22 protein-coding genes are annotated in these 22,657 nt (G+C 65.3%); 7 read left to right on the top strand and 15 right to left on the bottom strand.

Annotated features, from left to right (window positions below):
- Positions 1 to 11 precede the first annotated feature (11 nt).
- The 8 genes from IAE36_RS02145 to cbiE form a co-directional block, all read right to left on the bottom strand.
- On the bottom strand, positions 12 to 452 hold the full coding sequence (locus tag IAE36_RS02145) for a DUF2946 domain-containing protein (protein WP_201209999.1): 441 nt from the start codon (positions 450 to 452) through the stop codon (positions 12 to 14).
- Between the two features lie 22 nt (positions 453 to 474).
- A complete protein-coding gene (locus IAE36_RS02140; protein ID WP_028632786.1) occupies positions 475 to 954 on the bottom strand; it encodes a copper chaperone PCu(A)C in 480 nt (159 codons plus the stop codon).
- Between the two features lie 46 nt (positions 955 to 1,000).
- Complete coding sequence (locus tag IAE36_RS02135; RefSeq protein WP_201209997.1) at positions 1,001 to 1,390, bottom strand: DUF2946 domain-containing protein; 390 nt, start codon at positions 1,388 to 1,390, stop codon at positions 1,001 to 1,003.
- A 104-nt stretch (positions 1,391 to 1,494) separates the two neighbouring features.
- Positions 1,495 to 2,349, bottom strand: coding sequence for an SPFH domain-containing protein (locus IAE36_RS02130; RefSeq protein WP_201162019.1), 855 nt, complete (start codon positions 2,347 to 2,349; stop codon positions 1,495 to 1,497).
- Between the two features lie 26 nt (positions 2,350 to 2,375).
- Positions 2,376 to 2,813 (bottom strand): NfeD family protein, encoded by a 438-nt coding sequence (locus tag IAE36_RS02125; protein ID WP_028632783.1) that lies wholly within the window; start codon positions 2,811 to 2,813, stop codon positions 2,376 to 2,378.
- A 176-nt stretch (positions 2,814 to 2,989) separates the two neighbouring features.
- A complete protein-coding gene (locus tag IAE36_RS02120) occupies positions 2,990 to 3,712 on the bottom strand; it encodes a cobalt-precorrin-6A reductase (protein ID WP_201209995.1) in 723 nt (240 codons plus the stop codon).
- Positions 3,709 to 4,803 (bottom strand): cobalt-precorrin-5B (C(1))-methyltransferase, encoded by a 1,095-nt coding sequence (locus IAE36_RS02115; protein ID WP_201209993.1) that lies wholly within the window; start codon positions 4,801 to 4,803, stop codon positions 3,709 to 3,711. The genes IAE36_RS02120 and IAE36_RS02115 overlap by 4 nt, the downstream gene beginning before the upstream one ends.
- Positions 4,796 to 6,007 carry a precorrin-6y C5,15-methyltransferase (decarboxylating) subunit CbiE gene (gene cbiE, locus IAE36_RS02110; RefSeq protein WP_201209991.1) on the bottom strand — a complete coding sequence of 404 codons (1,212 nt, stop codon included), beginning with the start codon at positions 6,005 to 6,007 and terminating at the stop codon, positions 4,796 to 4,798. Before cbiE ends, IAE36_RS02115 begins: the two co-directional genes overlap by 8 nt.
- Before the next feature lie 176 nt (positions 6,008 to 6,183).
- On the opposite strand from cbiE, the gene cobG reads away from it, so the two are divergent.
- The 7 genes from cobG (at position 6,184) to IAE36_RS02075 (ending at position 12,691) form a co-directional block, all read left to right on the top strand.
- Positions 6,184 to 7,515, top strand: a complete 1,332-nt coding sequence (gene cobG, locus IAE36_RS02105) for a precorrin-3B synthase (protein ID WP_328822847.1) — start codon at positions 6,184 to 6,186, stop codon at positions 7,513 to 7,515.
- Positions 7,508 to 8,134: a precorrin-8X methylmutase gene (locus IAE36_RS02100; protein WP_201209987.1), complete on the top strand. Its 627-nt coding sequence runs from the start codon at positions 7,508 to 7,510 to the stop codon at positions 8,132 to 8,134. Before cobG ends, IAE36_RS02100 begins: the two co-directional genes overlap by 8 nt.
- Entirely contained in the window at positions 8,134 to 8,865 is a 732-nt protein-coding gene (locus tag IAE36_RS02095; RefSeq protein WP_028632777.1) for a precorrin-2 C(20)-methyltransferase, read from the top strand. The genes IAE36_RS02100 and IAE36_RS02095 overlap by 1 nt, the downstream gene beginning before the upstream one ends.
- Positions 8,866 to 8,867: 2 nt before the next feature.
- Positions 8,868 to 10,550, top strand: coding sequence for a precorrin-3B C(17)-methyltransferase (cobJ, locus tag IAE36_RS02090; RefSeq protein WP_201209985.1), 1,683 nt, complete (start codon positions 8,868 to 8,870; stop codon positions 10,548 to 10,550).
- A 93-nt stretch (positions 10,551 to 10,643) separates the two neighbouring features.
- On the top strand, positions 10,644 to 11,324 hold the full coding sequence (locus IAE36_RS02085; RefSeq protein ID WP_201162006.1) for a hypothetical protein: 681 nt from the start codon (positions 10,644 to 10,646) through the stop codon (positions 11,322 to 11,324).
- 58 nt (positions 11,325 to 11,382) lie between these two features.
- Complete coding sequence (locus IAE36_RS02080; RefSeq protein ID WP_201209984.1) at positions 11,383 to 12,075, top strand: hypothetical protein; 693 nt, start codon at positions 11,383 to 11,385, stop codon at positions 12,073 to 12,075.
- Positions 12,068 to 12,691, top strand: coding sequence for a hypothetical protein (locus tag IAE36_RS02075; protein WP_201209983.1), 624 nt, complete (start codon positions 12,068 to 12,070; stop codon positions 12,689 to 12,691). Before IAE36_RS02080 ends, IAE36_RS02075 begins: the two co-directional genes overlap by 8 nt.
- Positions 12,692 to 12,730: 39 nt before the next feature.
- On the opposite strand, the gene IAE36_RS02070 is transcribed toward IAE36_RS02075, so the two are convergent.
- The 7 genes from IAE36_RS02070 to prmA all read right to left on the bottom strand — a co-directional run bounded on the left by IAE36_RS02070 (position 12,731) and on the right by prmA (position 22,643).
- Positions 12,731 to 15,502, bottom strand: coding sequence for a hybrid sensor histidine kinase/response regulator (locus IAE36_RS02070; protein ID WP_201209982.1), 2,772 nt, complete (start codon positions 15,500 to 15,502; stop codon positions 12,731 to 12,733).
- A 149-nt stretch (positions 15,503 to 15,651) separates the two neighbouring features.
- Complete coding sequence (purD, locus tag IAE36_RS02065) at positions 15,652 to 16,944, bottom strand: phosphoribosylamine--glycine ligase (protein ID WP_201209981.1); 1,293 nt, start codon at positions 16,942 to 16,944, stop codon at positions 15,652 to 15,654.
- A gap of 171 nt (positions 16,945 to 17,115) precedes the next feature.
- On the bottom strand, positions 17,116 to 18,723 hold the full coding sequence (gene purH / locus IAE36_RS02060) for a bifunctional phosphoribosylaminoimidazolecarboxamide formyltransferase/IMP cyclohydrolase (protein ID WP_028632770.1): 1,608 nt from the start codon (positions 18,721 to 18,723) through the stop codon (positions 17,116 to 17,118).
- An 80-nt stretch (positions 18,724 to 18,803) separates the two neighbouring features.
- Entirely contained in the window at positions 18,804 to 19,124 is a 321-nt protein-coding gene (fis, locus tag IAE36_RS02055) for a DNA-binding transcriptional regulator Fis (RefSeq protein WP_023534526.1), read from the bottom strand.
- Entirely contained in the window at positions 19,121 to 20,134 is a 1,014-nt protein-coding gene (gene dusB / locus IAE36_RS02050) for a tRNA dihydrouridine synthase DusB (RefSeq protein ID WP_028632769.1), read from the bottom strand. The genes fis and dusB overlap by 4 nt, the downstream gene beginning before the upstream one ends.
- 226 nt (positions 20,135 to 20,360) lie before the next feature.
- A complete protein-coding gene (locus IAE36_RS02045; RefSeq protein WP_201209980.1) occupies positions 20,361 to 21,722 on the bottom strand; it encodes a DUF3426 domain-containing protein in 1,362 nt (453 codons plus the stop codon).
- A 30-nt stretch (positions 21,723 to 21,752) separates the two neighbouring features.
- Positions 21,753 to 22,643, bottom strand: coding sequence for a 50S ribosomal protein L11 methyltransferase (prmA, locus tag IAE36_RS02040; RefSeq protein ID WP_028632767.1), 891 nt, complete (start codon positions 22,641 to 22,643; stop codon positions 21,753 to 21,755).
- Positions 22,644 to 22,657 lie beyond the last annotated feature (14 nt).

The raw sequence follows: 22,657 nt of genomic DNA, 5'->3' as shown, positions 1-22,657 counted from the left end.
CGCGAAGGGGGTCAGACGCTGATCGGGAATGGCGGGGCGCGGCTGCGCGCACCGGGGAATACAGCCTGCCGGGCATGGCCCTGGTGCGTGGTCGTCGGGGGGGGGGAGGTGGGCGTAATGCCCGCAACACTGAGCGGGCTGAGGGTTTGTGGCAGTGCAGGGCAATTGAAGAGCAGGCTGCAATAGCCGCACTTCTCCCACATCACATGCAGCTGGCCGTCACTGCCCTGGCCGTGGTGGCCGTCACCATGATCGTGGGCAGCCGGCATCGGCATGTCCATGGGCATGTTCATGCTCATGGGCATGCCCGCCGAGTGGTCCATCGGCATCGACTGCGATATCAGCGGGCCGATGAAGATCATCCACATGGCGAACAGGCTCAGCCATCCGCCACCGACGCGCCTGCTATCAGGGCGGGTGGTACGGCGTGGGCTGTTGCGCGGCAGGCTCATGGCCAGTGCCTGTCAGCAGGTATCAGTGCTTGTGGGCTTCAGGCTGGCCCGCAGGGGCTTGCTGCTGCACGGCCACATCCACGGTGACGTCACCGGCCTTTTCGAAGTGCAGGGTCAGCGGGAAGCGTTTTCCGTCGGTAAGCAGGCTGCGGTCCTTGGGGTTCATCAGCATCACGTGGTAGGCACTGGGCGCGAACACCAGGTCTTGCCCTGCAGGCACCACCACGCTGGGCACCTGTTGCATCTTCATGGCACCGCTGGCGCCCATGGCGTGCTCGTGCAGTTGCGTGTCATCGCTGATGGGGCTGTCGGCGCTTAGCAGGCGGTCGTCAGCCTTGCCATTGTTGTGCACCACGAAATACGCGGCGACATTGGGCGCATTGGGGGGAAGCTGCAGCGACCAGGGGTGGGCGATGTGCAGGTCGCCTACGCTGTATTCGTGAGCATTGGCGAAGGCGGCGGGCAGCAGCAGGGCGGCCGCGACAAGGGCGTGCTTGAGCATGGTGAATCTCCGAGATGATGATGTTCAGGCGCAACGCGTGAAGCAATCAGGCCAGCGGAGAGGCACGTGGGTTTAGCGCAGGCCAGAGCTGGCGTGGCGTGGGTGTGTATTGGGCAGGGGGTGACAGCGTTCCGGCCAAGCGTACTGGCGGGCTGTGCAGTTGCAAGGGCGGGGTGGGCAGGGCAAGCAAGGGGGCTGCACCCGAGCAGCACCAGCAGTTCATCAGGCTGGCACTGTCGTCGCTTTGCGGGCCAAGGTCGATCTTGGCCAGGGCCTGGACATCGACGTTGGCCTTGTTGGCCATGCTGGAACAGAATGCCCCCCACAGCAGCTGCTCTGCCGGGCCCTTGGGCGCAGCAGAAGACAGCGGCATGGCCAGCAGGTTGAACAGCACTGCAAGGCAGGCTATCCAGGCAATGTGCCGACGTGGGGGCATGGAGAGATCCGGTCAGGAATCGTGGTGGCTATTGTAAGCGCGAGTATAGGCAAAAATGCCGGGGTGCGGTGACGTGACGCAGGGGCTTGGCGCCCCCTGTCGCCTCACACCTTGTTGCGGCCCATCAGCCCGCGCACGGTTTCCTGCAGGTCTGCTGGCAGCACCACCACCTTGGCATTGTTGCTGCTGGCCAGATTTTCCATGGCACCGATGTAGCGCTCGCCCAGCAGGTACATGGCCGGTACGGTCTCGTTGCCCACCGCGTCCTTCACCATCGAGATGGACCGGGCAGAAGCGTCGGCCAGGCTGATTTGCGCCTCGGCGTCCAGCCTGGCGGCCTGCAGGCGTGCTTCTGCTTCCAGAATCGCCGCCTGCTTGGCGCCTTCGGCGCGGGTGACGTCGGCCTTGCGCTCACGCTCGGCAGCCGCCTGGCGCTCCATGGCCAGCTGCATGTTCTCGGAAGGTTTGATGTCCTGGATTTCTACCGAACGAACGGTCACGCCCCAGTCTTCGGTTTGCTCCGACATGGCTTCGCGTAGGCGCGCCTTGATCTGCTCACGGCTGGACAGCGCTTCGTCCAGGTCCATGGCGCCGACGATGGCCCGCAGCGAAGTCATGGTCAGGCTGGTGACGGCAAACGCGTAGTTCTGCACCCCATAGGACGCCTTTTGCGGGTCGACGACCTTGGCGAAGCACAGTGCGTTGGCGACGATCACGGCGTTGTCGCGGGTGATGATTTCCTGCTCTTGCACATCGAGGATGATGTCCTTGGTGGGCAGGCGGTAGGCAACCACGTCCATGTACGGGATAACCACATTCAGGCCGGGCTTGAGGGTGGTGTGGTAGCGGCCCAGCCGCTCGACCACCCATTCTTCGCCCTGAGGCACGATACGCACCCCCTTGAACACGGTGATGAGTACGAACAGGGCGATGGCGCCGACGACGATGAGACTGGTCATGGTGACAAATTCCTTTTTTTACGGATTCAGGCCCGGATGACCCGGGCGATGTTGCCCTCGATGGCGGTAAGGCGTACCCGTTCGCCGGCGGGGATGTCGCTGTCGGCGATGCAGACCCATTCCTCGTTGCCCAGGATGGGCTTCTGGAAGCGCACCCGGCCCTTGTGGAACTCGGACACGGCGGCTGTGAGCAGCCCGACCTCACCGATAACGCTGGCGGCTGTCCAGCGCACGTCCGGTTGCTTGCGCCGGAACACCTTGAACCACAGTGCAGTAGTGGCAGAGGACAGCACGACCCACAGCAGCCCCTGCATGTCCAGTTGAAGGTCGGGGAATGCCAGTGCGATCAGCGATACCAGCACGGCGCCGATGCCGAACCAGAGGATGAAGAACGTTGGCAGGACCAGCTCGAGCAATATCAGCGCGATGCCGAACACCAGCCAGATCCACCATTGCATTTCCATATGGGTAGCGCCTTCCAGAGGGGGTGCCCGAGTTTACGGCAGCACTGCCAATCCGGCCACGTCCAAACCGTCAGAAACATCGCCCACCCTTGTAGGAGCGAGCGCAGCTCGCGATGGGCTGCCCCGCAGCCCCAGCAATCCCCACGTCATCTAGAGAAGCGCCAAGTGGCCCCCAGTCACTCCACCCCCAACGCCGCCGCCAGCTCCGCCCCGCTATAAAACACCCGCTCCACCTCGGCCAGCACTGGCCGCTTCAGGATCAACACCGGCACACCCAGCGCCCGCGCTACCTCCAGCTTGGGCTCCGTGGCCAGGCTGCCGCTGTTCTTGCTGACCAGCACGTCGATACCCCGGCTGGTGAACAACGCCCGCTCATCCTCCAGCTGAAACGGCCCACGCGCACCTATCACTTCGCAGCGTGCGTTGCCAGGGCAGGCCTGCAGGGCGCGCAAGGTCCAGAACTGCGTCGGTGGAATCTCGTGCAGGTGTTGCAGGGGCTCACGGCCCAGGGTGAACAGGGGGCGGCTGAACGGCGTCAGCTGGGTGATCAACGCCGCCCAGCCGTCCACTTCGCGCCAGTCGTCCCCCGCCTGCGCCTGCCAGGCCGGGCGGCGCAGGGCCCAGCAGGGGACACCGGCCATGCGTGCCGCGCTGGCAGCATTGGCGCTGATCTGCGCCGCGTACGGGTGGGTGGCATCGACCAGCAGTGTAATACCGACTTCACGTAGGTAGCTGGCCAGCCCCGACGCACCGCCAAACCCACCCACCCGCACTTGGCAGTGCAGGTCGTCGGGCACACGGCCGATGCCGGCCAGGCTGTAGACGTGCTGCGGCCCCAGCAGCCGGGCGATGGCCAGGGCCTCGGTGATGCCGCCGAGCAACAGGATGCGCTGGCTCATTGCGCACCTGCCCGGCCGACGATGCCGCCCTGGCGATCAATGGCAACCACCTCTACCTGGACCTGGGCCGGTACCACGCTGCGGGCAAAAGCCAGCGCGTGGGCGCATACCGCATCGCCCAGTGGCACGCCTGCCGCATGGGCCATTGCCAGCGCCTGCTGGCTGGTGTTGGCGGCGATGATGGCGGCCTGCAGCTCAGGGGCGGCGCCCACTGCCGCTGCCCAGCCGGCCAACTGCGGCAGGTCGATGCTGGAATGGCGGCTGTGCAAGTCCATGTGCCCGGCGGCCAGCTTGCTGATCTTGCCGAACCCCCCGCACAGGGTCAGGCGTGGCACCGGTACCTTGCGCAGGTGCTTGAGCACCGCGCCAACGAAGTCGCCCATCTCGATCAGGGCGATTTCCGGCAGCCCGTACACCCGGCGCATGGTGTCCTCGCTGGCGTTGCCGGTGCACGCAGCAATATGGGTATAGCCGTTGGTGTGGGCCACATCGATACCTTGGTGAATGGAGGCGATGTACGCTGCGCACGAGAAGGGGCGCACGATGCCGCTGGTGCCCAGGATGGACAGGCCACCCAGAATGCCCAGGCGCGGGTTCATGGTTTTCAGGGCCAACTGCTCGCCCCCCTGCACGTTCACCGTCACCTCGAAACCGCCCGCATAGCCGCATTCGGCAGCCAGAGCGTGCAGGTGCTCGGTGATCATGCGCCGGGGCACCGGGTTGATGGCCGGCTCGCCCACCGCCAACACCAGGCCCGGGCGGGTGACGGTGCCTACACCGGTACCGGCGACGAAGCGTGTGCCCGGCTCGGTCAGCAACCGTACCTGGCTGTAGAGCAGGGCGCCGTGGGTCACGTCTGGGTCGTCGCCTGCGTCTTTGAGTGTGCCGGCCTCCGCGCTGCCGTCGGCCAGGCGGCAGAACTCCAGGCGCATCTGCACCACCTTGCCCTTGGGCAGGGTGATGCTGACCGCATCGCTGGCCACCCCGGTCAGCAGCAGACGCGCGGCCGCCAGGCTGGTGGCGGTGGCGCAGCTGCCGGTGGTGAGGCCGCTGCGCAGGGGCGCGGGCTGCTCGCGGGTCTCTTCACGCATCAACGGGTTTTACCGCTTCGAGCAGGGTGATGGGCAGCGCCTGGCGCCACGTGTCGAATGCCCCCAGCGGCTGCGCGTGGGCCACATGGATGCGGGTCAGCTCGCCACCGTGCTGTTCGCGAAAATGCGCAAGGGCCAGCTCGCTTTGCAACGTCACCGCATTGGCCACCAGCCGCCCCCCAGGGCGCAGGCTTGCCCAGCACTGGGCCAGCACCCCTTCACGGGTGACGCCGCCGCCAATGAAGATGGCATCAGGTTGCTCCAGCCCTTGCAACGCTGCTGGCGCCTTGCCGCGCACCAGTTGCAGGCCTGGCACACCCAACGCATCGCGGTTGTGCTCGATCAGGCCCTGGCGGCCTTCGTCAGCCTCGATGGCCAGGGCCCGGCAGGCCGGGTGCGCGCGCATCCATTCGATGCCGATCGAGCCGCAACCTGCGCCCACGTCCCACAGCAGCTCGCCGGGTTGCGGTGCCAGGCGGGCGAGGGTGATGGCCCGCACGTCGCGCTTGGTCAGTTGCCCGTCGTGGCGGTAGGCGGCATCGGGCAGCCCGGCCAGGCGGTGTAGCTGCGGGGTAGCGGGGCTGGCGATGCACTCGACAGCCACCAGGTTCAACGCGGCCGTCGCCGGGTGAGGCCAGCTTTGGGCGCTGCCTTCCAGCCTGCGCTCGGCGTCGCCGCCCAGGTGTTCGAACACCCGCAGCCGGCTGGGGCCGAAACCCCGCTCGCACAGCAGTGCGGCGATGGCGGCCGGGCTGTCGCCGTCGTTGCTCAAGACCAACAGCCGGTTGCCGCTGTGCAGATGGGCATTGAGCACAGCCAGCGGCCTTGCCACCAGCGATACCACCTGCACCTCCTGCAGCGGCCAACCCAGGCGGGCGGCGGCCAGGGCGCAGGAGGAGGGCATCGACAGCACGTGCATTTCGCCCGGCTGCACCTGGCGTGCCAGGCTGGCCCCCACGCCGTAGAACATCGGGTCGCCACTGGCCAGCACGCAGACCTGCTCGCCACGCAGGGCCAGCACCGGCGCCAGCGAGAACGGGCTTGGCCAGCCCAGCCGCTCGCCTGCCACACAGCGGGGCAGCAGGGCCAGCTGGCGGGGGCTGCCGAAGATGCGCGCGGCGCCCAGCAGGGCGCGCCGGGCCTGCTTGCCAAGGCCAGTGAAGCCGTCTTCGCCGATGCCTACTACTGTCAGCCAGGGTGCCATGTGTTTCATTCCGCCATTGTTGAGGCTGCTGCTCGCCCCTGTGAGCGCGGTTTTACCCGCGAAGGGGGCGGGGTTTTCCAACCCAGTGCCAAGGGTGCTCGACCACCGGCTTTTCATGCCGGCAGACAAAGCAGGCATAATACCGCGCCTTCTACACTCAAGCGCAGTTTCACGGATTGCCGGACACCCCTTTGATGCAGGCTCGAACCCCACACCCTTCGCCCCGCCCCTCGGCCTGCCCGGGGCTGTGGCGCATCGTCAGTGCGCTGGATGGCGGCATCTGCCGCGTCAAACTGCCTGGCGGGCTGCTGCTGGCCGACCAGGCCGAAGCCGTGGCCGCTGCGGCTGAACGCTTTGCGGGCGGGGTGATCGAGGCCACCAACCGGGGCAACCTGCAGATCCGTGGTGTAGGCAGCGATCACCAGGGCCTGGTGCAGGCCCTGCTCGCCGCGGGCCTGGGCCCGCGCGAGGCAGCCGGTGACGATGTGCGCAACCTGATGCTCAGCCCCTTGGCCGGCCATGACCCGGCCATGCTGCTTGATGCCAGGCCGCTGGCCGGGCAGATCCTCGACCTGCTCGAAGGTACCCCGCGTTATCACCAGTTATCGGCCAAATTTGCCGTGCAACTGGACGCGGGTGAGCGCCTGGCCATGCTGGAACACCCCCATGACCTGTGGCTGTCTGCCCTGCACGTGGAGGGGCAAACCTGGCTGGCGTTCGGCCTGGCGAGCTGCCCGGCTGATGGCCAGGTGCTTGGCGCGGTGCCGGTGGCGCATGGCCTGGCATTGGTGCGTGGGGTGCTGGAGCGCTTTCTGGACCTGGCGACACCGGCGCAGACGCGCATGCGCCACCTGCTGGGCGAGTACCCACCTGCGGCGTTCGTCGACGGGCTTGGCCTGCCCATCCGCCGCGATGCTGCCGTGCTCGGCTGGCGCCGCCAGCCCTGCCAGGTGTCGTGGCTGGGGCTGCTGCCCCAGGCGCACGGGCTGGCATTGGGTGTAGCCCCGCCCCAGGGCCGCCTGACGCCGGCCATGCTGCGTGCAGCGGCCCAGGTGGCGCGCCAGCAGGGTGATGGCAGCCTGCGCATGAGCCCCTGGCAAAGCCTGGTGCTGACCAACCTCGACGCCAACGCCCACGAGCAGGCCCGGGCCACCCTGGCAGCGGCCGGCCTGATGTGCGACGGCCAGCAACCGCTGGCGCGCATCAGTGCCTGTACCGGCGCCAGCGGCTGCGCCAAAGCCAAGGCCGAAACCAAGGCAGATGCCGTGGCCCTGGCTGCCTTGCTGGGCCCGGGCGCCCCGGGCAGCGTGCACCTCAGTGGCTGCGTGCGTTCCTGCGCGGTGGCCCACGTTGCCCCGGTCACCTTGCTGGCGCGTGCCCCTGGCCGCTACGACCTGTACCTGCGCAACCCCCGCCAACCGGGGTTTGGCGCCTTGCGCGCCACCGACATTACCTTGAATGAAGCAGGCGCCATGCTCGCCCTGCCGACGGAGCACCTTGATGATTGACTACATCCGCGATGGTCAGGAGATCTATCGCAATTCCTTCCGGATCATCCGTGAGGAAGCACGGCTGGAGCGGATCCCCGCAGACCTCGAAAAGCTCGCTGTACGGGTGATCCATGCCTGCGGCATGGTCGACGCCATCGACGGCCTGCAATTTTCCGAAGGCGCAGGCCAGGCGGGGCGCCAGGCGCTACTGGGCGGTGCACCGATCCTCTGCGATGCGCACATGGTGGCTGAAGGCATTACCCGGGCGCGCCTGCCAGCCAACAACCCGGTCATCTGCACCCTGCGCGACCCCAGCGTTCCAGCGCTGGCCAAGGAAGCCGGCAATACCCGTTCGGCCGTCGCCCTGGAACTGTGGCGGCCGCACCTGGAAGGCAGCGTGGTGGTGATTGGCAATGCCCCCACTGCGCTGTTCTATTTGCTGGAAATGCTCGACGCCGGCGCCCCGCGCCCGGCGCTGATCCTGGGCTTCCCGGTAGGCTTCGTGGGCGCCGCGGAATCCAAGGCGATGCTGGCCGCCGACAGCCGCGGTGTTCCCTTCGTGATCATGCGGGGCCGCCTGGGGGGCAGTGCGATGGCCGCTGCTGCCGTCAACGCCCTGGCCACGGAGGTGGAATGATGGCCCCGCGTGGAAGGCTGATCGGCCTGGGTGTAGGCCCTGGCGACCCCGAGCTGATCACCCTCAAGGCCCTGCGTTTGCTGCGTGAGTCCCCAGTGGTGGGTTATTTCGTGGCCAAGGGCAAGCGCGGCAACGCCTTCGGCATCATCGAAGCGCACCTGCAGGCCGAGCAGACGCTGCTGCCACTGGTTTACCCGGTGACGACCGAGGTGCTGCCTGCCCCCCTGTCCTACGAGCAGGTGATCAGCGACTTCTACGACGAGGCCAGCGTGCAGGTTGCCGAGCACCTGGATGCCGGGCGCGACGTGGCGGTCATCTGCGAGGGCGACCCGTTCTTCTACGGCTCCTACATGTACCTGCATGATCGCCTGGCCCAGCGCTATGAAGCCGAGGTGGTCCCGGGCGTGTGCTCCATGCTCGGTGGCGCGTCGGTGCTGGGCGCGCCGCTGGTGTATCGCAACCAGAGTTTGTCTGTGCTCTCTGGCGTGTTGCCGGCAGAAGAGCTCAAGCGCCGCCTGGCCGACGCCGACGCGGCGGTGATCATGAAGCTTGGCCGCAACTTCCCCAAGGTGCGTCAGGTACTTGCCGAGCTTGGCCTGGACCGCCGTGCGCTGTATGTGGAGCGGGCGACCATGGCCAACCAGAAGATCGTGCCGCTGGACGCGGTCGACCCGCAGTCGTCGCCGTACTTCTCGCTGATTATCGTGCCGGGTGAAAAATGGCAGGGGTGAACATGCACAGGGCGCCGGCCATTGTCATTCTGGGGCCGGGCAGCCTGGCCACGGCGCAGCGCATCCAGCAGCGCTACCCCCAGGCGCGTATCCACGGCCTGGCCGGTCGCGTGCAGGGCGCCGATGCGTACTACACCGCGTTCGGCGATACCTTGCGTGGCCTGTATGAAGACGGCACGCCCCTCATTGCCCTGTGCGCTGCGGGTATCGTGATTCGCAGCCTTGCCGGCGCGCTTGGCGACAAGGACGACGAGCCGCCGGTGCTGGCCGTCGCCGAAGACGGCAGCGCCGTGGTGCCGTTGCTCGGGGGCCTGGCCGGGGTAAACCGGATGGCCCGGGAAATCGCCGAACAGCTGGGTACCACACCGGCCATCACCACCAGCGGCGAGCTGCGCTTCGGTACCTGCCTGCTGAACCCGCCCGCGGGCTATGCACTGGCTGACCTGGAGCAGGGCAAGCGCTTTGTTTCCGACCTGCTGGCCGGCGAGCCCGTGCGCATAGCAGGCGAGGCGCCATGGCTGATGCAGGCGCAGTTACCGGCCAGCGACGCGGCCACCCGTACCATTCATGTGGGCTGCGAGGCACGCCCGGCCAGCCGTGATGAACTGCTTATCCACCCGCGCTCGGTGGTGGCAGGCGTTGCCGGTGGCCGCTTGGCCAACCTGCCTGAAGCGTTGCAGCAGGCGGGCATCGCGCCGCTTTCGCTGGCCTGTGTGCTGGCCGACGAGCAGGCCATGGCCGATGCCGATTTGCATCAAACCGCGCAGGCGCTTGGCGTGGCCCTGCGGTTCGCGCCAAGCCCAACAGGGCTGGCGAACATGGTTGCAGCTGCCGTACCCGGTGCCCGGCTGATCGAACAGCCGGGCGTGGTGATCGGTGTGGCCCCAGCGCCGGTCGATGTCGCCGGGGTGGGCCGCCGACGCGGCCGGCTGGCGGTGATCGGCCTGGGCCCCGGGGCAGCCGAGCTGATGGTGCCGGCAGTCAAGGCCGAGCTGGCACAGGCCGAGGATGTGCTGGGGTATGAGACCTACGTGCGCATGGCCGGCCCGTTTCGCGACGACCAGGTGGTGCACTGCACCGATAACCGTGAAGAAATGCAGCGTGCCCGCCATGCCTTCCGGCTGGCCGCCGAAGGCCGCTCGGTGGTGGTGGTATCGTCAGGCGACCCCGGCGTATTCGCCATGGCGGCTGCTGTGCTCGAAGCGCTGCACGCCTCCGACGACCCTGCGTGGCACCGGGTTGACTTGCAGATGCTGCCCGGCGTTTCGGCATGCCTTGCCACTGCCGCACAGGCTGGCGCGCCGCTGGGGCACGACTTCTGTGTGATGTCGCTGTCGGACAACCTCAAGCCGTGGTCGATCATCGAGAAACGCCTCGACCTGGCTGCCCAGGCGGACCTGGTGCTGGCGTTCTACAACCCCATTTCCAAAGCCCGCCCTCACCAGCTGGGCACAGCATTGGAAGTGGTGCGTCGCCATCGCGAAGGGCGCACGCCTGTAGTCCTTGGCCGTGATATCGGTAGGCCGGGGCAGACACTGCGGGTAGTCACCCTGGACGAACTGGTGCCCGAAATGGTCGATATGCGCACCATGGTACTGGTTGGCTCGTCGACCACCTGCGTATTCCCGAGGGCTTCGGGCGGGGTCTGGGCCTATACCCCGCGCTGGTACCCCGGCGCTGGCTAGCTGCTCTGGAAACCCTTCAGCGCGCCGCCTTGTCGGCGTGCTGGATAAGGTGATTACCCCTGCTCTCAGGGGTAATCACCAAGGAGTTTGCAGATGTCCGATGCAACACAAATCACAACCAACGATTCCGCCATCCTGGTCGAAGGCAACCTGCTGGCCTGCGGCGCAGGCATGTCCACGCAAAGCCGCCACGATGTGAAGAACGCCTTTCACTTCGCCACCCTGGTAGCTGATAAGGCCTTCGATGCGGAAAAACAGTCGCGCGAGTGGTACGACAAATTCGTCGATGTGATGCGCGACCTGGGCTTTACCATCCCCAAGCGCAGTTTCGAGCTGGAAACCTCGGCAGAGCTGTCGGTGACCGTGGGTGCAGTCGCCATCCGCGCCATCGGCGTGGCGGGCAATGCCATCCTCGGCGGCACCAAGCTCGGCGGCCTGGCCAAGCTGGCGTTCGACAAGCTCACCACCGTGCAGGATGACGCCAAGGTGGTCGACCATAAACGCCAGAACAAGGCCCGCGGCATGGTCGGCATGGCCGCCTGTATCGAAACCGCCAACAACGATGTGGTGATGGTGGTCAGTTGCGTCCAGGCCTCGGCACCCAAGCTGGACGATGACGTGCTGGGCATTCAGTGGAAGCTGGACAAGACCCATTACTACGCAGGCACCGCAGTGCTCACGCTGAACAACTTCGTCTACGACAAAGTGCGCGAAACCGTGGAAAACAAGCTCGGCGTGCGCAGCGTCGAGAACGTGCTGCAGTACGACATCTGATCGCCGGGCGGCGCTGTGACGGCGCCGCCTTTCCTGGGTTTACCGAAGAGACAACACCATGGATAAAGCAGACGAGCAGCTCATGCTGATCGGCGGCACGGCGCTGTTGTATGCACCGGCCGGGGCCGGGGTTGAGCGCCAGGCCGCCCTCGACTCGATACTGTACGCGCAGCTGGTTGCGAACAAGGAGGCAGGCTCGCGGTTTGCCGACCATGACGCCTGGTACGACGCCTACCGGTCGGCCCTGCGCCGGCTGGGCTGGATCAAGCTGGCCAGCACTTACGATCAGAGGCAGTTGGGGCAGCCGACCCGTAGCACGCGGCTGCAGCCCCTGGACGCCTGGCTCAAGGTGCGCTCGATTCAACAGCAAGCCGTATTGGCAGCCTTCGCTGCGGGTTTAGGCCAGTCAGCGGACGGGGTGGCGCATCTGAAGAAATTCAGCGTGCAGGACCAGGCCGGTGGTTCGCAAGTGGTCATTGAGCTCGGGCTGCTCAAACCAGGCCCGGTGCTGGACCTGTGCAGCATTACCCTGCACACCGAAACGCCGCTCTCGGGCCTGTCGCTGGCGCAGTTGCTGAGCGACCAGGTACTCAAGGGCGAGGCCGCGTTCAATGGCATTTCCCTGGCCCTGGACAACAAGCGTTTCCAGCACCAGCGCGAGGCGCTGCACGCCTTGATGCTAACCAAGGATGGCCAGGGTGAGTACCGATTCGACCCTCACGCACCGCAGACAGGAGCCAGCCATGAGTGAAGCTGCAGCTGCCGTGATTGGCGCGGGTGTCGTGTCTTTTCTGGATGGCGTGCCCGCCGCGCACAAGTACAAGGTGAAACTGGCATTGGCGCTGGCCGAGCGCGCAACCGAAGCTGCTCACCGGGAGGGCCTGGTGCAGGACTGGTTCGCCTATTACCGCAACCAACTGAAGTTCATGGGCTGGGATGCGCTGTCGCCCGAGCAGGTGCACTGGCCCGATCAACAGCGCACCAGGCAGGTGGACCAGGTGCTGGAAACCATTGCTGCAACCGCGGGTGAGCATTTCGCCACGGCCACGGGCATGGCCTTGCACAAGTTGGTGGCCAACCCCTCGGTGTTGCAGAAGCTGGAGCACTACGCACTGGAGCGTCAGCATTTCCAGCTGCTGCCGTGTGCGCCGGCCGGCGCCAACCGCGTTGATATGGTGGTTTACCACGAAACAGATGTGCGCTCGGCATTCAGCGCAGGGTTCATCAACCGCAAGCGCAGCCACAAGCACGTGCGGGCGGAACTGGTGCGTTTCAACCTGCTGGCGTTCGAGCACAGTTTTCTACCGAAAGTGCAGGACCGCGTTGTGCAGCTGAGCCTGCAGCGTGTGCTTGACTACGCCTTTTGATACCCGGGCCACCTGCGGGGCCGGGCATGGCCTCGCAGGTCAGCGCGGCGGTGCAGGGTCGGTTTCGGCATCCCGGTGTCTGGCCCAGTACTGCACCACTTCGCGCAGCTGTGAGAGCTCCACCGGCTTGGCCATGTGCCCGTCCATGCCCGCCAGTTTCGCGCGTTCCTTGTGCTCGGCGAGAATGTGCGCAGTCAGTGCCACCACCGGGGTGCGTGGGCGCTGGTGGTCGGCTTCCCACTCACGCAACAGCTGAGTGGCGGAAAAACCATCCAGCACCGGCATTTCGCAGTCCATCAGCACCAGGTCGTAGCGCTTGGCCTTCATCGCCTGCAGGGCCTCTTCGCCGTTGGCGGCGGTGTCTGGCTCCAGGTTCAACTTGCCAAGCATGCCGCGAATCACCTTGGTGGAAATGCTGTTGTCTTCGGCCACCAGTACCCGGAAATCACCGGGAAGCTCCAGCGCCTGGGGCTTGCCCAGCGCGGTGACGGACGACAGCTGGTCGCGGCCGCGCTGGGCTAGCTCTTCGGCCAGTGTCGTCTTGAGCGTGTAGCCGGCCACTGGCTTGGCGAGGATCCGCTTGACCCCGGCATTGCGCGCGATGATCTTGCTGGGCGCGTTGCTGATGCCGGTTAGCATGACCACCAGAATGTCGTGGTTCAGGCTGGGGTCTTCCTTGATCTTGGCCGCCAGCTGCATGCCGGTCATGCCCGGCATGTTCTGGTCCAGCAACACCGCGTCGAAGTAGTCGCGCAAGTGGGCCTTGGTGCGCAGCAGTGCCAGGGCCTCCTTGCCGGAAGGCACTGCGCTTACGTTCATGCCCCAGGCGCTGCATTGCTGCACCAGCACCTTGCGGCAGGTGTCGTTGTCGTCCACCACCAGCACCCGGGCATCGCGCAGCGGGCCGTCAAGGTCTGCCGGGGGCTGCTCCAGGGCGGAAGGGTCCAGCGGCAGGGTCAGCCACAGGGTGTTGCCGGTGCCGGTGCTGCTCTTGATGCCGAATTCACCCTGCATCAGCCCAATCAACTGCTTGGCGATCATCAGCCCAAGGTGGCCGCCCAGCTTGTTGCTGGACAGAAAATGATGGCTGTGCAACTTGGCCTGCAGCAGGGCTTCGCGCTCGGCAGCGGGCAGAGGCTCGCCGCTGTCCTGCACGGCGATGCGCAGGCGCGGTACTTCGCCGCGCTGGTCCAGGGCCACTACCAGCAGAATCTCGCCCTGGTCGGTGTTTTTGAGTGCGTTTTCCAGCAGGCTCGACAATGCCTGGCGCAGGCGCGTCGGGTCGCCACTGATCACCCGCGGGACCTGCGGCTGGGTGAAGCTGATCAGCTCGATATTCTGCTGCTCGGCCTTGGCCCGGAAGATATTCAGGCAGTCTTCGATCAGCGCGTTGAGGTCGAACTGCACATCATCCAGCTCGATCTGCCTGGATTCGAGCTTGGAGATGTCGAGGATCTCGTTGATCAGGGTGAGCAGTTCGTTACCGGCGCTGTGAATGGTCTGCACGTAGTCGCGCTGCTTCACCGACAGCGGCGTGCCCAGCAGCAGTTCGGTCATGCCCAGCACGCCGTTCATGGGGGTGCGGATCTCGTGGCTGATCTTGGCCAGGAATTCGGCCTTGGCATTGATTTCGGCATCGCTGGCGGCCAAGGCACGGCTGGCACTGAAGCGCTCTTCGTTCATGCGCCGCAGGCGGTCGCTGACGGCCAGGTTGAGCAGCAGCCCGCTGGCCACGGCCAGCCCCAGCAGAATGCACAGCAGCCAGGGTGTCGAGGTGCGCGTCAGCCCCAGCAGCGCAGGCAGCAGTACCAGGCCACCGACGTTGAACACGATCATGGCGACGCTGAACAGCCGGGCAGGCGCATAGCCCTTGTACCAGTAGTAGCTGCTGACCAGCAGCATGGTGACGCTGCCCAAAGCCATCAGGGCATATGTCATCAGGTTCAGCGGCAAGGTATCGACGAACAGCAGGATCAAGCCGCTGAGCGCCACAACCAGCATTTCGCCATTCAGCAGCTTGTTCAGGCGCGCCGAGTGGAAGGGGTAGAAGAACCGCTGAGTGAAATACAACCCCGCCAGGCCCGCCAGCACCAGCGTGAGGTAGGCCGCAGGGGTTTGTGCACTGTGCCACACGTGCCACCAGGGGCCGCTGAGGTTGAGCAGGATCAAACCGCTGAGCAGCATCAGGCTGTGGTAAAGCGCCAGCACCAGCGTGGTGCTCGAGCGGCTGTAGATGAAGCGGATGAGGTTGTGCAGGATCAGCATCACCAGCCCACCAAACAGCATGCCGAACAGCAGCGGCTGGTGCTGGCTGGCAGCCGCCTCGGCGGCGGGTTCCAGGCTGATGGCAGGGCGCAGCTGGTGTTCCGACACCAGCCGCAGGTAGATGTCCAGGGGTTGCGTGCTGTTGGGCAGGGGCAGTACGTGATCGCTGCCCCGCAGGGTGGGTTGTGCCGTACCCGCGTGGCGGCCGTGATGCAGCTGGCGCAACAGCTTGTCGCCCTGCAGGGCGTACAGGTCGAGGCCGGAAAGGTCCGGGGCGAATACCCGCAGCAGCTGTTCCTGAGTGCCGGGTTCCAGGCGGTAGTGCAACCACAGCGCCTGGTCGGCGGGGGCCGCATCCAGTTCGTCGAGCTCAAGGGGGCTGAACTGGTTGCGATAGCGTTCGGAGCGCACGTCGCTCAGTTGCAGGTTGGCATGTTCGTCGAGCAGCAGCGCCCACCCGCCATCATGCTCCGCCATGGCCGGTAGCACGCACAGCAGGGACAGCAAACTGATGAACAACGCTGAGGCAATCCGGAGCCGGCGCACTACGAAATCCCTTCTTAGCCGATGTGCGGGGTGATAACTATGCGCGGCGCGCCAAGCCGATGGCAAGGCCCGGCTGGGCCCTGCCGACGGGGCGGCTGCCGTACGCCCGGGCCTGGCACTGCCCGGGCGCAACGGCGCAGCGATGCGGTTTAGTGCTGCTCGCCACGCTCACGGGCAATGGCCCGATAACCGATGTCGGTACGGTAGAAGCTGCCGTCCCACTTCACCTGCTCAGCCAGGCGGTAGGCCTGCTGCTGGGCGGCCTGCACCGTGTCACCCATGGCGGTGGCGCACAGCACGCGGCCACCGGCAGTGACCACCTGGCCATCCTCGAGCGTGGTGCCTGCATGGAACACCTTGCCTTGCAGCTTGGCCGCTGCGTCCAGGCCGCTGATGGCCGCGCCTTTGGCGTAGTCGCCCGGGTAACCCCCGGCAGCCAGCACCACGCCCAGGCTCGGGCGCGGGTCCCACTGGGCCTCGACCTTGTCCAGCGCCTTGGCGAAGGCGGCTTCGATCAGCAACACCAGGCTCGATTCCAGGCGCAGCATGACGGGTTGGGTTTCTGGGTCGCCGAAGCGGCAGTTGAACTCGATGACCTTGGGGTTGCCCGCTTTGTCGATCATCAGGCCGGCATACAGGAAACCGGTATACACGTTGCCTTCTTCGGCCATGCCGCGCACGGTCGGCCAGATGACCTGGTCCATCACGCGCTGGTGCACGTCGGCGGTCACCACAGGGGCAGGGGAGTAGGCACCCATGCCGCCGGTGTTCGGGCCGGTGTCCTGGTCGCCGACACGTTTGTGGTCCTGGCTGGTGGCCATGGGCAGCACGTTGTGGCCGTCGACCATCACGATGAAGCTGGCTTCCTCACCGTCGAGGAACTCTTCGATCACCACGCGCGAACCGGCTTCGCCGAAGGCATTGCCTGCGAGCATGTCACGCACGGCCTCTTCGGCTTCCTGCAGGGTCATGGCGACGATCACGCCTTTGCCCGCTGCCAGGCCGTCGGCCTTGATCACGATCGGTGCGCCTTTTTTCTGGAGATAGGCCAGGGCCGGCTCGATCTCGGTGAAGTTCTGGTAGTCGGCGGTCGGGATCTTGTGGCGCGCCAGGAAGTCCTTGGTGAATGCCTTGGAGCCTTCCAGCTGGGCCGCGCCCTTGGTTGGGCCAAAGCAGTCCAGACCGCGGCTGCGGAACAGGTCCACCACGCCGATCACCAGAGGGGCTTCGGGGCCGACGATGGTCAGGTCGACATTCTTTTCTGCGAAGTCGGCCAGTTGCTCAAGGGCGCACACGTCGATGGCAACGTTTTCGCACTTGGCTTCAATGGCGGTGCCAGCGTTACCCGGGGCAACGAAGACCTTCTCGACGCGTGGGTCCTGGGCGACTTTCCAGGCCAGGGCGTGCTCACGGCCGCCGCTGCCAATGATCAAAACTTTCATTACAGGCTCCTTCGGAGAAGCTGCGAGCTGCAAGCGTCAAGCAAAAGCGGTGTGCGCTTATCCAAAATGCTTACAACTCGGGGATTCAAGGTGCTGTGGCTGCAAGCAGGAGCAACTGGGCCTGCTCTTGCTTGCAGCTTTCAGCTTTCAGCTTTCAGCTTGCCGCTGCAATCAGTGGCGGAAGTGGCGCATACCGGTGAACACCATGGCAATGCCGGCTTCATCAGCGGCAGCAATCACCTCGGCATCACGCATCGAGCCACCTGGCTGGATCACGGCGCTGATACCCACTTTAGCGGCATTGTCGATGCCATCACGGAACGGGAAGAACGCGTCCGATGCCATGACCGCGCCTTGCACTTGCAGGCCAGCATGCTCGGCCTTGATGGCAGCAATGCGAGCGGAGTTGACGCGGCTCATCTGGCCGGCACCCACGCCGATGGTCTGGCGCTGCTTGGCGTACACAATGGCGTTGGACTTGACGAACTTGGCCACTTTCCAGGCAAACACCAGGTCGTGGATTTCCTGTTCGGTCGGTGCGCGCTTGGTGACGATCTTCAGGTCATCGGCGCCGATCATGCCGATATCGCGGCTTTGTACCAGCAGGCCGCCGTTGACACGCTTGAAGTCCCAGCCGGCAGCACGCTCGGCTGGCCACTCGCCGCATTCCAGCAGGCGAACGTTCTGCTTGGCCGCCACCACGTCGCGGGCAGCCTGGGAGATTTTCGGTGCGATGATCACTTCGACGAACTGGCGCTCGACGATGGCCTTGGCGGTTTCGCCATCCAGCTCGCGGTTGAAGGCGATGATGCCGCCGAACGCCGACTCGGTGTCGGTGGCGTAGGCCAGCTCGTACGCCTGGCGGATGCCGCCTTCGTCTTCAGGCACCACGGCCACGCCGCACGGGTTGGCGTGCTTGACGATGACGCAGGCCGGTTTGACGAAGCTCTTCACGCATTCCAGCGCAGCGTCGGTGTCGGCCACGTTGTTGAACGACAGTTCCTTGCCCTGCAGCTGCACGGCGGTGGAGATGCTGGCTTCGCCTTTGTTGGCTTCTACGTAGAACGCCGCGCTCTGGTGCGGGTTCTCGCCGTAGCGCATTTCCTGGGCCTTGACGAACTGGCTGTTGAAGGTGCGCGGGAATTCGCTGCGCGCTTCGGTGCTCAGGGTGTCCTTGGCCTGGTCGATGGTGCCCATGTAGTTGGCGATCATGCCGTCGTAGGCGGCAGTGTGCTCGAAGGCCTTGAGCATCAGGTCGAAGCGCTGGGCGTAGGTCAGGCCACCCGCCTTTAGGCTGTCGAGAACGCTGGCGTAGTCGCCGGCATTGACCACGATGGCAACGTCCTTGTGGTTCTTGGCTGCCGAACGGACCATGGTCGGGCCGCCGATGTCGATGTTCTCGATGGCGGTCGGCAGGTCACAGCCAGGCTTGGCGATGGTGGCTTCGAACGGGTAGAGGTTGACGGCGACCAGGTCGATCGGCTTGATCCCGTGCTCGTTCATGATGGCGTCATCGGTGCCGCGACGGCCCAGGATGCCACCGTGAATTTTCGGGTGCAGGGTTTTCACCCGGCCATCCATCATTTCGGCGAAGCCGGTGTAGTCAGCCACTTCCACCGCGTTGACACCGTTGTCCTTGAGCAGCTTGTAGGTGCCGCCGGTGGACAGGATCTCGACACCGAGCTGTTGCAGCTCACGGGCGAATTCGAGGATACCGGTCTTGTCGGAGACGCTGATCAGGGCGCGGCGGACTGGCAGGCGGGTAGTCTGGTCGGTCATTTCGGGTTCCAAATAACGCGGTGGAGTCAGCAAAAAAGGCGTCTCTGTGAAGAGCCGCCTTTTCTGATTGGGATTCTGGCTTACAGCAAGTCGTACTGCTTGAGCTTCTTGCGCAGGGTGCCTCGGTTGAGCCCGAGCATCTCGCTGGCTTTGGTCTGGTTGCCCTTGACGTAGCTCATGACACTTTCGAGCAGGGGCGCCTCGACTTCGGAGAGCACCAGGTTGTACACGTCTGTGACGGTCGCGCCTTCCAGGTGGGCGAAGTAGTTGTGCAGCGCCTTCTCGACGCTGTCGCGAAGGGTCTGGCCCTCTTCGCTCGGCGTGTTCAGGTGCTGTTTCAGGTTGGCGTTGTCGCTCACGGGCGTTGTTCCACTCACAAAAGTCTCGGTCATCATCGTCATGCGGCCACCCCTTGTCCGTCCTCTGTCTCAAGGCTCTGTCGACGTTCGCTGAAATACGCGCGAACGTTGGCGCACTGCGCTTGTGTGTCTTCCAAAGCGTTGAACCGGGAGCGAAACTCCTTGCCGCCGGGTCGTGTTGCCAGGTACCAGCCTACGTGCTTGCGGGCGATACGCACGCCCATCACATCGCCATAGAAGGCATGCAGCGCAGCCAGGTGCTCCAGCAGGATGCGTTCCACTTCGTCCAGTTGCGGCGCTGGCAGGTGTTGCCCAGTGCGCAGGTAATGCTCGACCTCACGGAAGATCCAGGGCCGCCCCTGGGCAGCCCGGCCAATCAGCAAGCCGTCAACCCCCGTGGCGTCCAGCACTGCCCGGGCCTTTTCTGGCGAAGTGATATCGCCGTTGGCGAAGACCGGGATCGATACCGCCTGCTTGATGGCAGCGATGGTGTCGTATTCGGCTTCACCGGTGTACAGGTCGGCGCGTGTGCGGCCATGCACCGCAAGCGCCTGGATGCCAGCCTGTTCGGCAATTCTTGCCACGTTCAGGCCGTTCTTGTTCGCCCGGTCCCAACCGGTGCGGATCTTCAGGGTCACCGGAACATCCACCGCGGCGACTACCGCGTGCAGAATGTCGCTGACCAGTGCCTCATCTCTCAATAAAGCAGAGCCTGCAGCTTTGTTGCAGACTTTTTTCGCCGGGCAGCCCATGTTGATATCGATGATCTGCGCACCCGCCGCCACGTTGGCCTGGGCAGCTGCGGCCATCATCTGCGCATCCCCCCCGGCGATCTGCACCGAACGGGGCTCGGGATCGCCTTCATGGATGCGGCGCAGGCTCGACTTGCGGCTGTTCCACAAGGACATGTCGCTGGACACCATTTCTGACACCACCATACCTGCGCCCATGCGCTGGCAAAGTGTTCGGAAAGGCTGGTCCGTGACCCCGGCCATGGGCGCGAGGATCAGGTTGTTGCGCAGTGTGTATGGGCCGATGCGTACCGCCGACATAGGTGATCCCTGTTGTGGGGCCGAATCTTGGAGTTCGAAAAAGGGTTGGCATGATACCCGCTCTCGATGACTGGATAAAGATGGATTTGGATAAAATCTGAGCAGTTTTCGGCTTGCAGCCTTGAGCGGCAAGCTGCAAGCGGCAAGCTGCAAGCGGCAAGCTGCAAGACAGAAGCCCGAACCGCCGCTGCCTTTATCTTGCCGCTTGAAGCTTGCCGCTTGCAGCTTACTCTGGGGAACGGAAGCTGAGGCTGTAGTTGACGGCTTTCGGGCCTGGGTCGAGGATGTCCAGGGCGATGTGGATGGGGGTTTGGCTGGGCATTTCGCCGCGGCCCGCCAGTTCGCCAGACAGGTATTCACTGGGCTTGAAGCGCCGGCTGGCAATTAACTGGCCATTGAGGTCGGCGAAGCGCAGTTCCAGCAGCGGGAACGGCTGGGCGAAGGGGGCGCGGTTGTAGATGATTGCATCCACGATCAGGGCGCCCTTGAAGTCCGGGTGGCTGCGCACCACCAGGTTGCTGCTCTTGATGCGGGCGATATCGACCCGTGACGGCACCTGGCAGCCTACGGCAGGGCAGATGTTCTCGAACAGGGGGCGATACTGGTCCTGGCGGGCCAGCTCGTCGAAGTGGAACCACACGTACTGCAAGGCCAGCAGGCCTGCGGCCAGCAGCGTCAGTATTGTCCACAGAATACGCTTGCCCCAGTTGGGGGCGGGCTTTTCCCAGCCCAGCTGCAGCGGGTCGTCCACCACGTCCACCAACGGCTCCTTGCGCCGTGGGCGCTCGGGCTTGCCCGACAGGCCGGGCTCCAGGCGCTCGCCTGCCACGGTGGGTGGGGTGGCGTCATCGTCGTCGCGGGCGGAAATGTGCAGTGCCGGCGGTTCGTCATCCAGGGCGCTCAGGCCCTGGATAGGAACATCGTCAGGGTCAGTGCGCATTGGCGGGTCGCGGTGCGGTTCATCCTCGATCACGACCCCGCGCTGCAGGGTGGGCTCATCGTCGGCGTCGAGGTCCAGGCTGCCTGTAAAGGTGGGTTCGTTACGCTCACCGGGCACCAGGCCTGGGGGCGGTGGTTCGCTTAGCAGCGGGGCGGCTGCGGCCTGTTGCGGCTCCAGCGGTTCGTCGGTGGCGGTACCAAACAGATCGTCTGCAGGGTCTTGCGCATGGGGCTCGTCGCGCCGTGCCTGCAAACCGCCGTCAGCATTGGCCGGGCGCGATTGCGGTGACTGCCCGCGGCGCTCCAGGCGCTCCAGTTCCATGTCCAGGTCGAGTTCGTCCAGGGCCTGGGTGGTGCGGGCTAGGGCGGCTTCTGGCGTATCGGCCGGCTCGCCCGCGACGGGCTCTACGGGCGCGGCAGCCAGCACCGGTTGGCTGGCGGGCGCTGCTGCACCCTCGCTGTCGGCCGCGGGTGCCACCGGTGTGCTGCCTGCCTGGGCGCGGTTTTGCTCCAGCAGTTGCTTGGCAGCGTTGAACACCTGCAGGCATTGGCCGCAGCGCACCACGCCACGGGCCACGCTCAACTGGTGGTGAGTGACGCGAAAGCTGGTCTGGCAATGCGGGCACTGGGTGACGAAACTGTCGGTCATGCGGCAATCCGGAGGCTGTGCAGGGGATGGTTATGGGCGCGCTGGGCGGCGGCGACCACTGATACGCACCCAGCCGTCGCGAACGACGATGGGGTCGAGCTCGAAATCGGCAGCATAGGCGGCGGCCACTTCTTCGCCCTGTTCGGCGAGGATGCCCGATAATGCCAGCAGGCCGCCTGGGCGAACCAGCCCGGACAACTGCGGTGCGAGCGAAACCAGCGGCCCGGCCAGGATGTTGGCGACCAGTACGTCGGCCTGCATGGCCGGCATGTGCTCAGGCAGGTAGAGTGCCAGCTTGTCATCGGCGATGCCGTTGCGCTGGGCGTTGTCCCGCGAGGCTTCGATGGCCTGCACGTCGATGTCGGTACCCACGGCTTCACGGGCCCCCAGCAGCAAGGCTGCAATGGCCAAAATGCCCGAACCGCAGCCGAAGTCCAGTACCTGGGTGCCCTGCAGTTCCTGGCCATCCAGCCATTCCAGGCACAGCGCGGTGGTGGGGTGGGTGCCAGTGCCGAACGCCAGGCCCGGGTCGAGCAGCAGGTTGACGGCGTTTTTTTCCGGGGCGTCGTGCCAGCTGGGCACGATCCACAGGCGACGGCCGAAGCGCATCGGCTGGAAGTTGTCCATCCAGCTGCGCTCCCAGTCCTGGTCCTCGATCACCTCAGCCTGGTGTTGAGGCAGCTCGTCGTCGGTCAGCAGGCGCAGGTGGGCGAACACCTGCTCGGGCTGGGTATCGGCCTCGAACAGGGCCAGCAGGTGAGTGTGCGACCACAGTGGCGTGGTGTTGAGGTCTGGCTCGAAGATCGGCTGATCTTCGGCGTCCATGAAGGTCACCGAAACTGCGCCCACTTCCAGCAGCGCATCTTCGTAGGTTTCGGCTTGTTCCGGGCTGATGGCCAGGCGTACTTGCAGCCAGGGCATGGCGGGCACCTTTG

It is taken from the genome of Pseudomonas sp. S36, from assembly GCF_016647875.1.
Classification (GTDB): Bacteria; Pseudomonadota; Gammaproteobacteria; order Pseudomonadales; family Pseudomonadaceae; genus Aquipseudomonas; species Aquipseudomonas parafulva.
The sequence above is the reverse complement of the archived record's forward strand: the minus strand, read 5'-3'. Positions and strand labels throughout refer to the sequence as shown.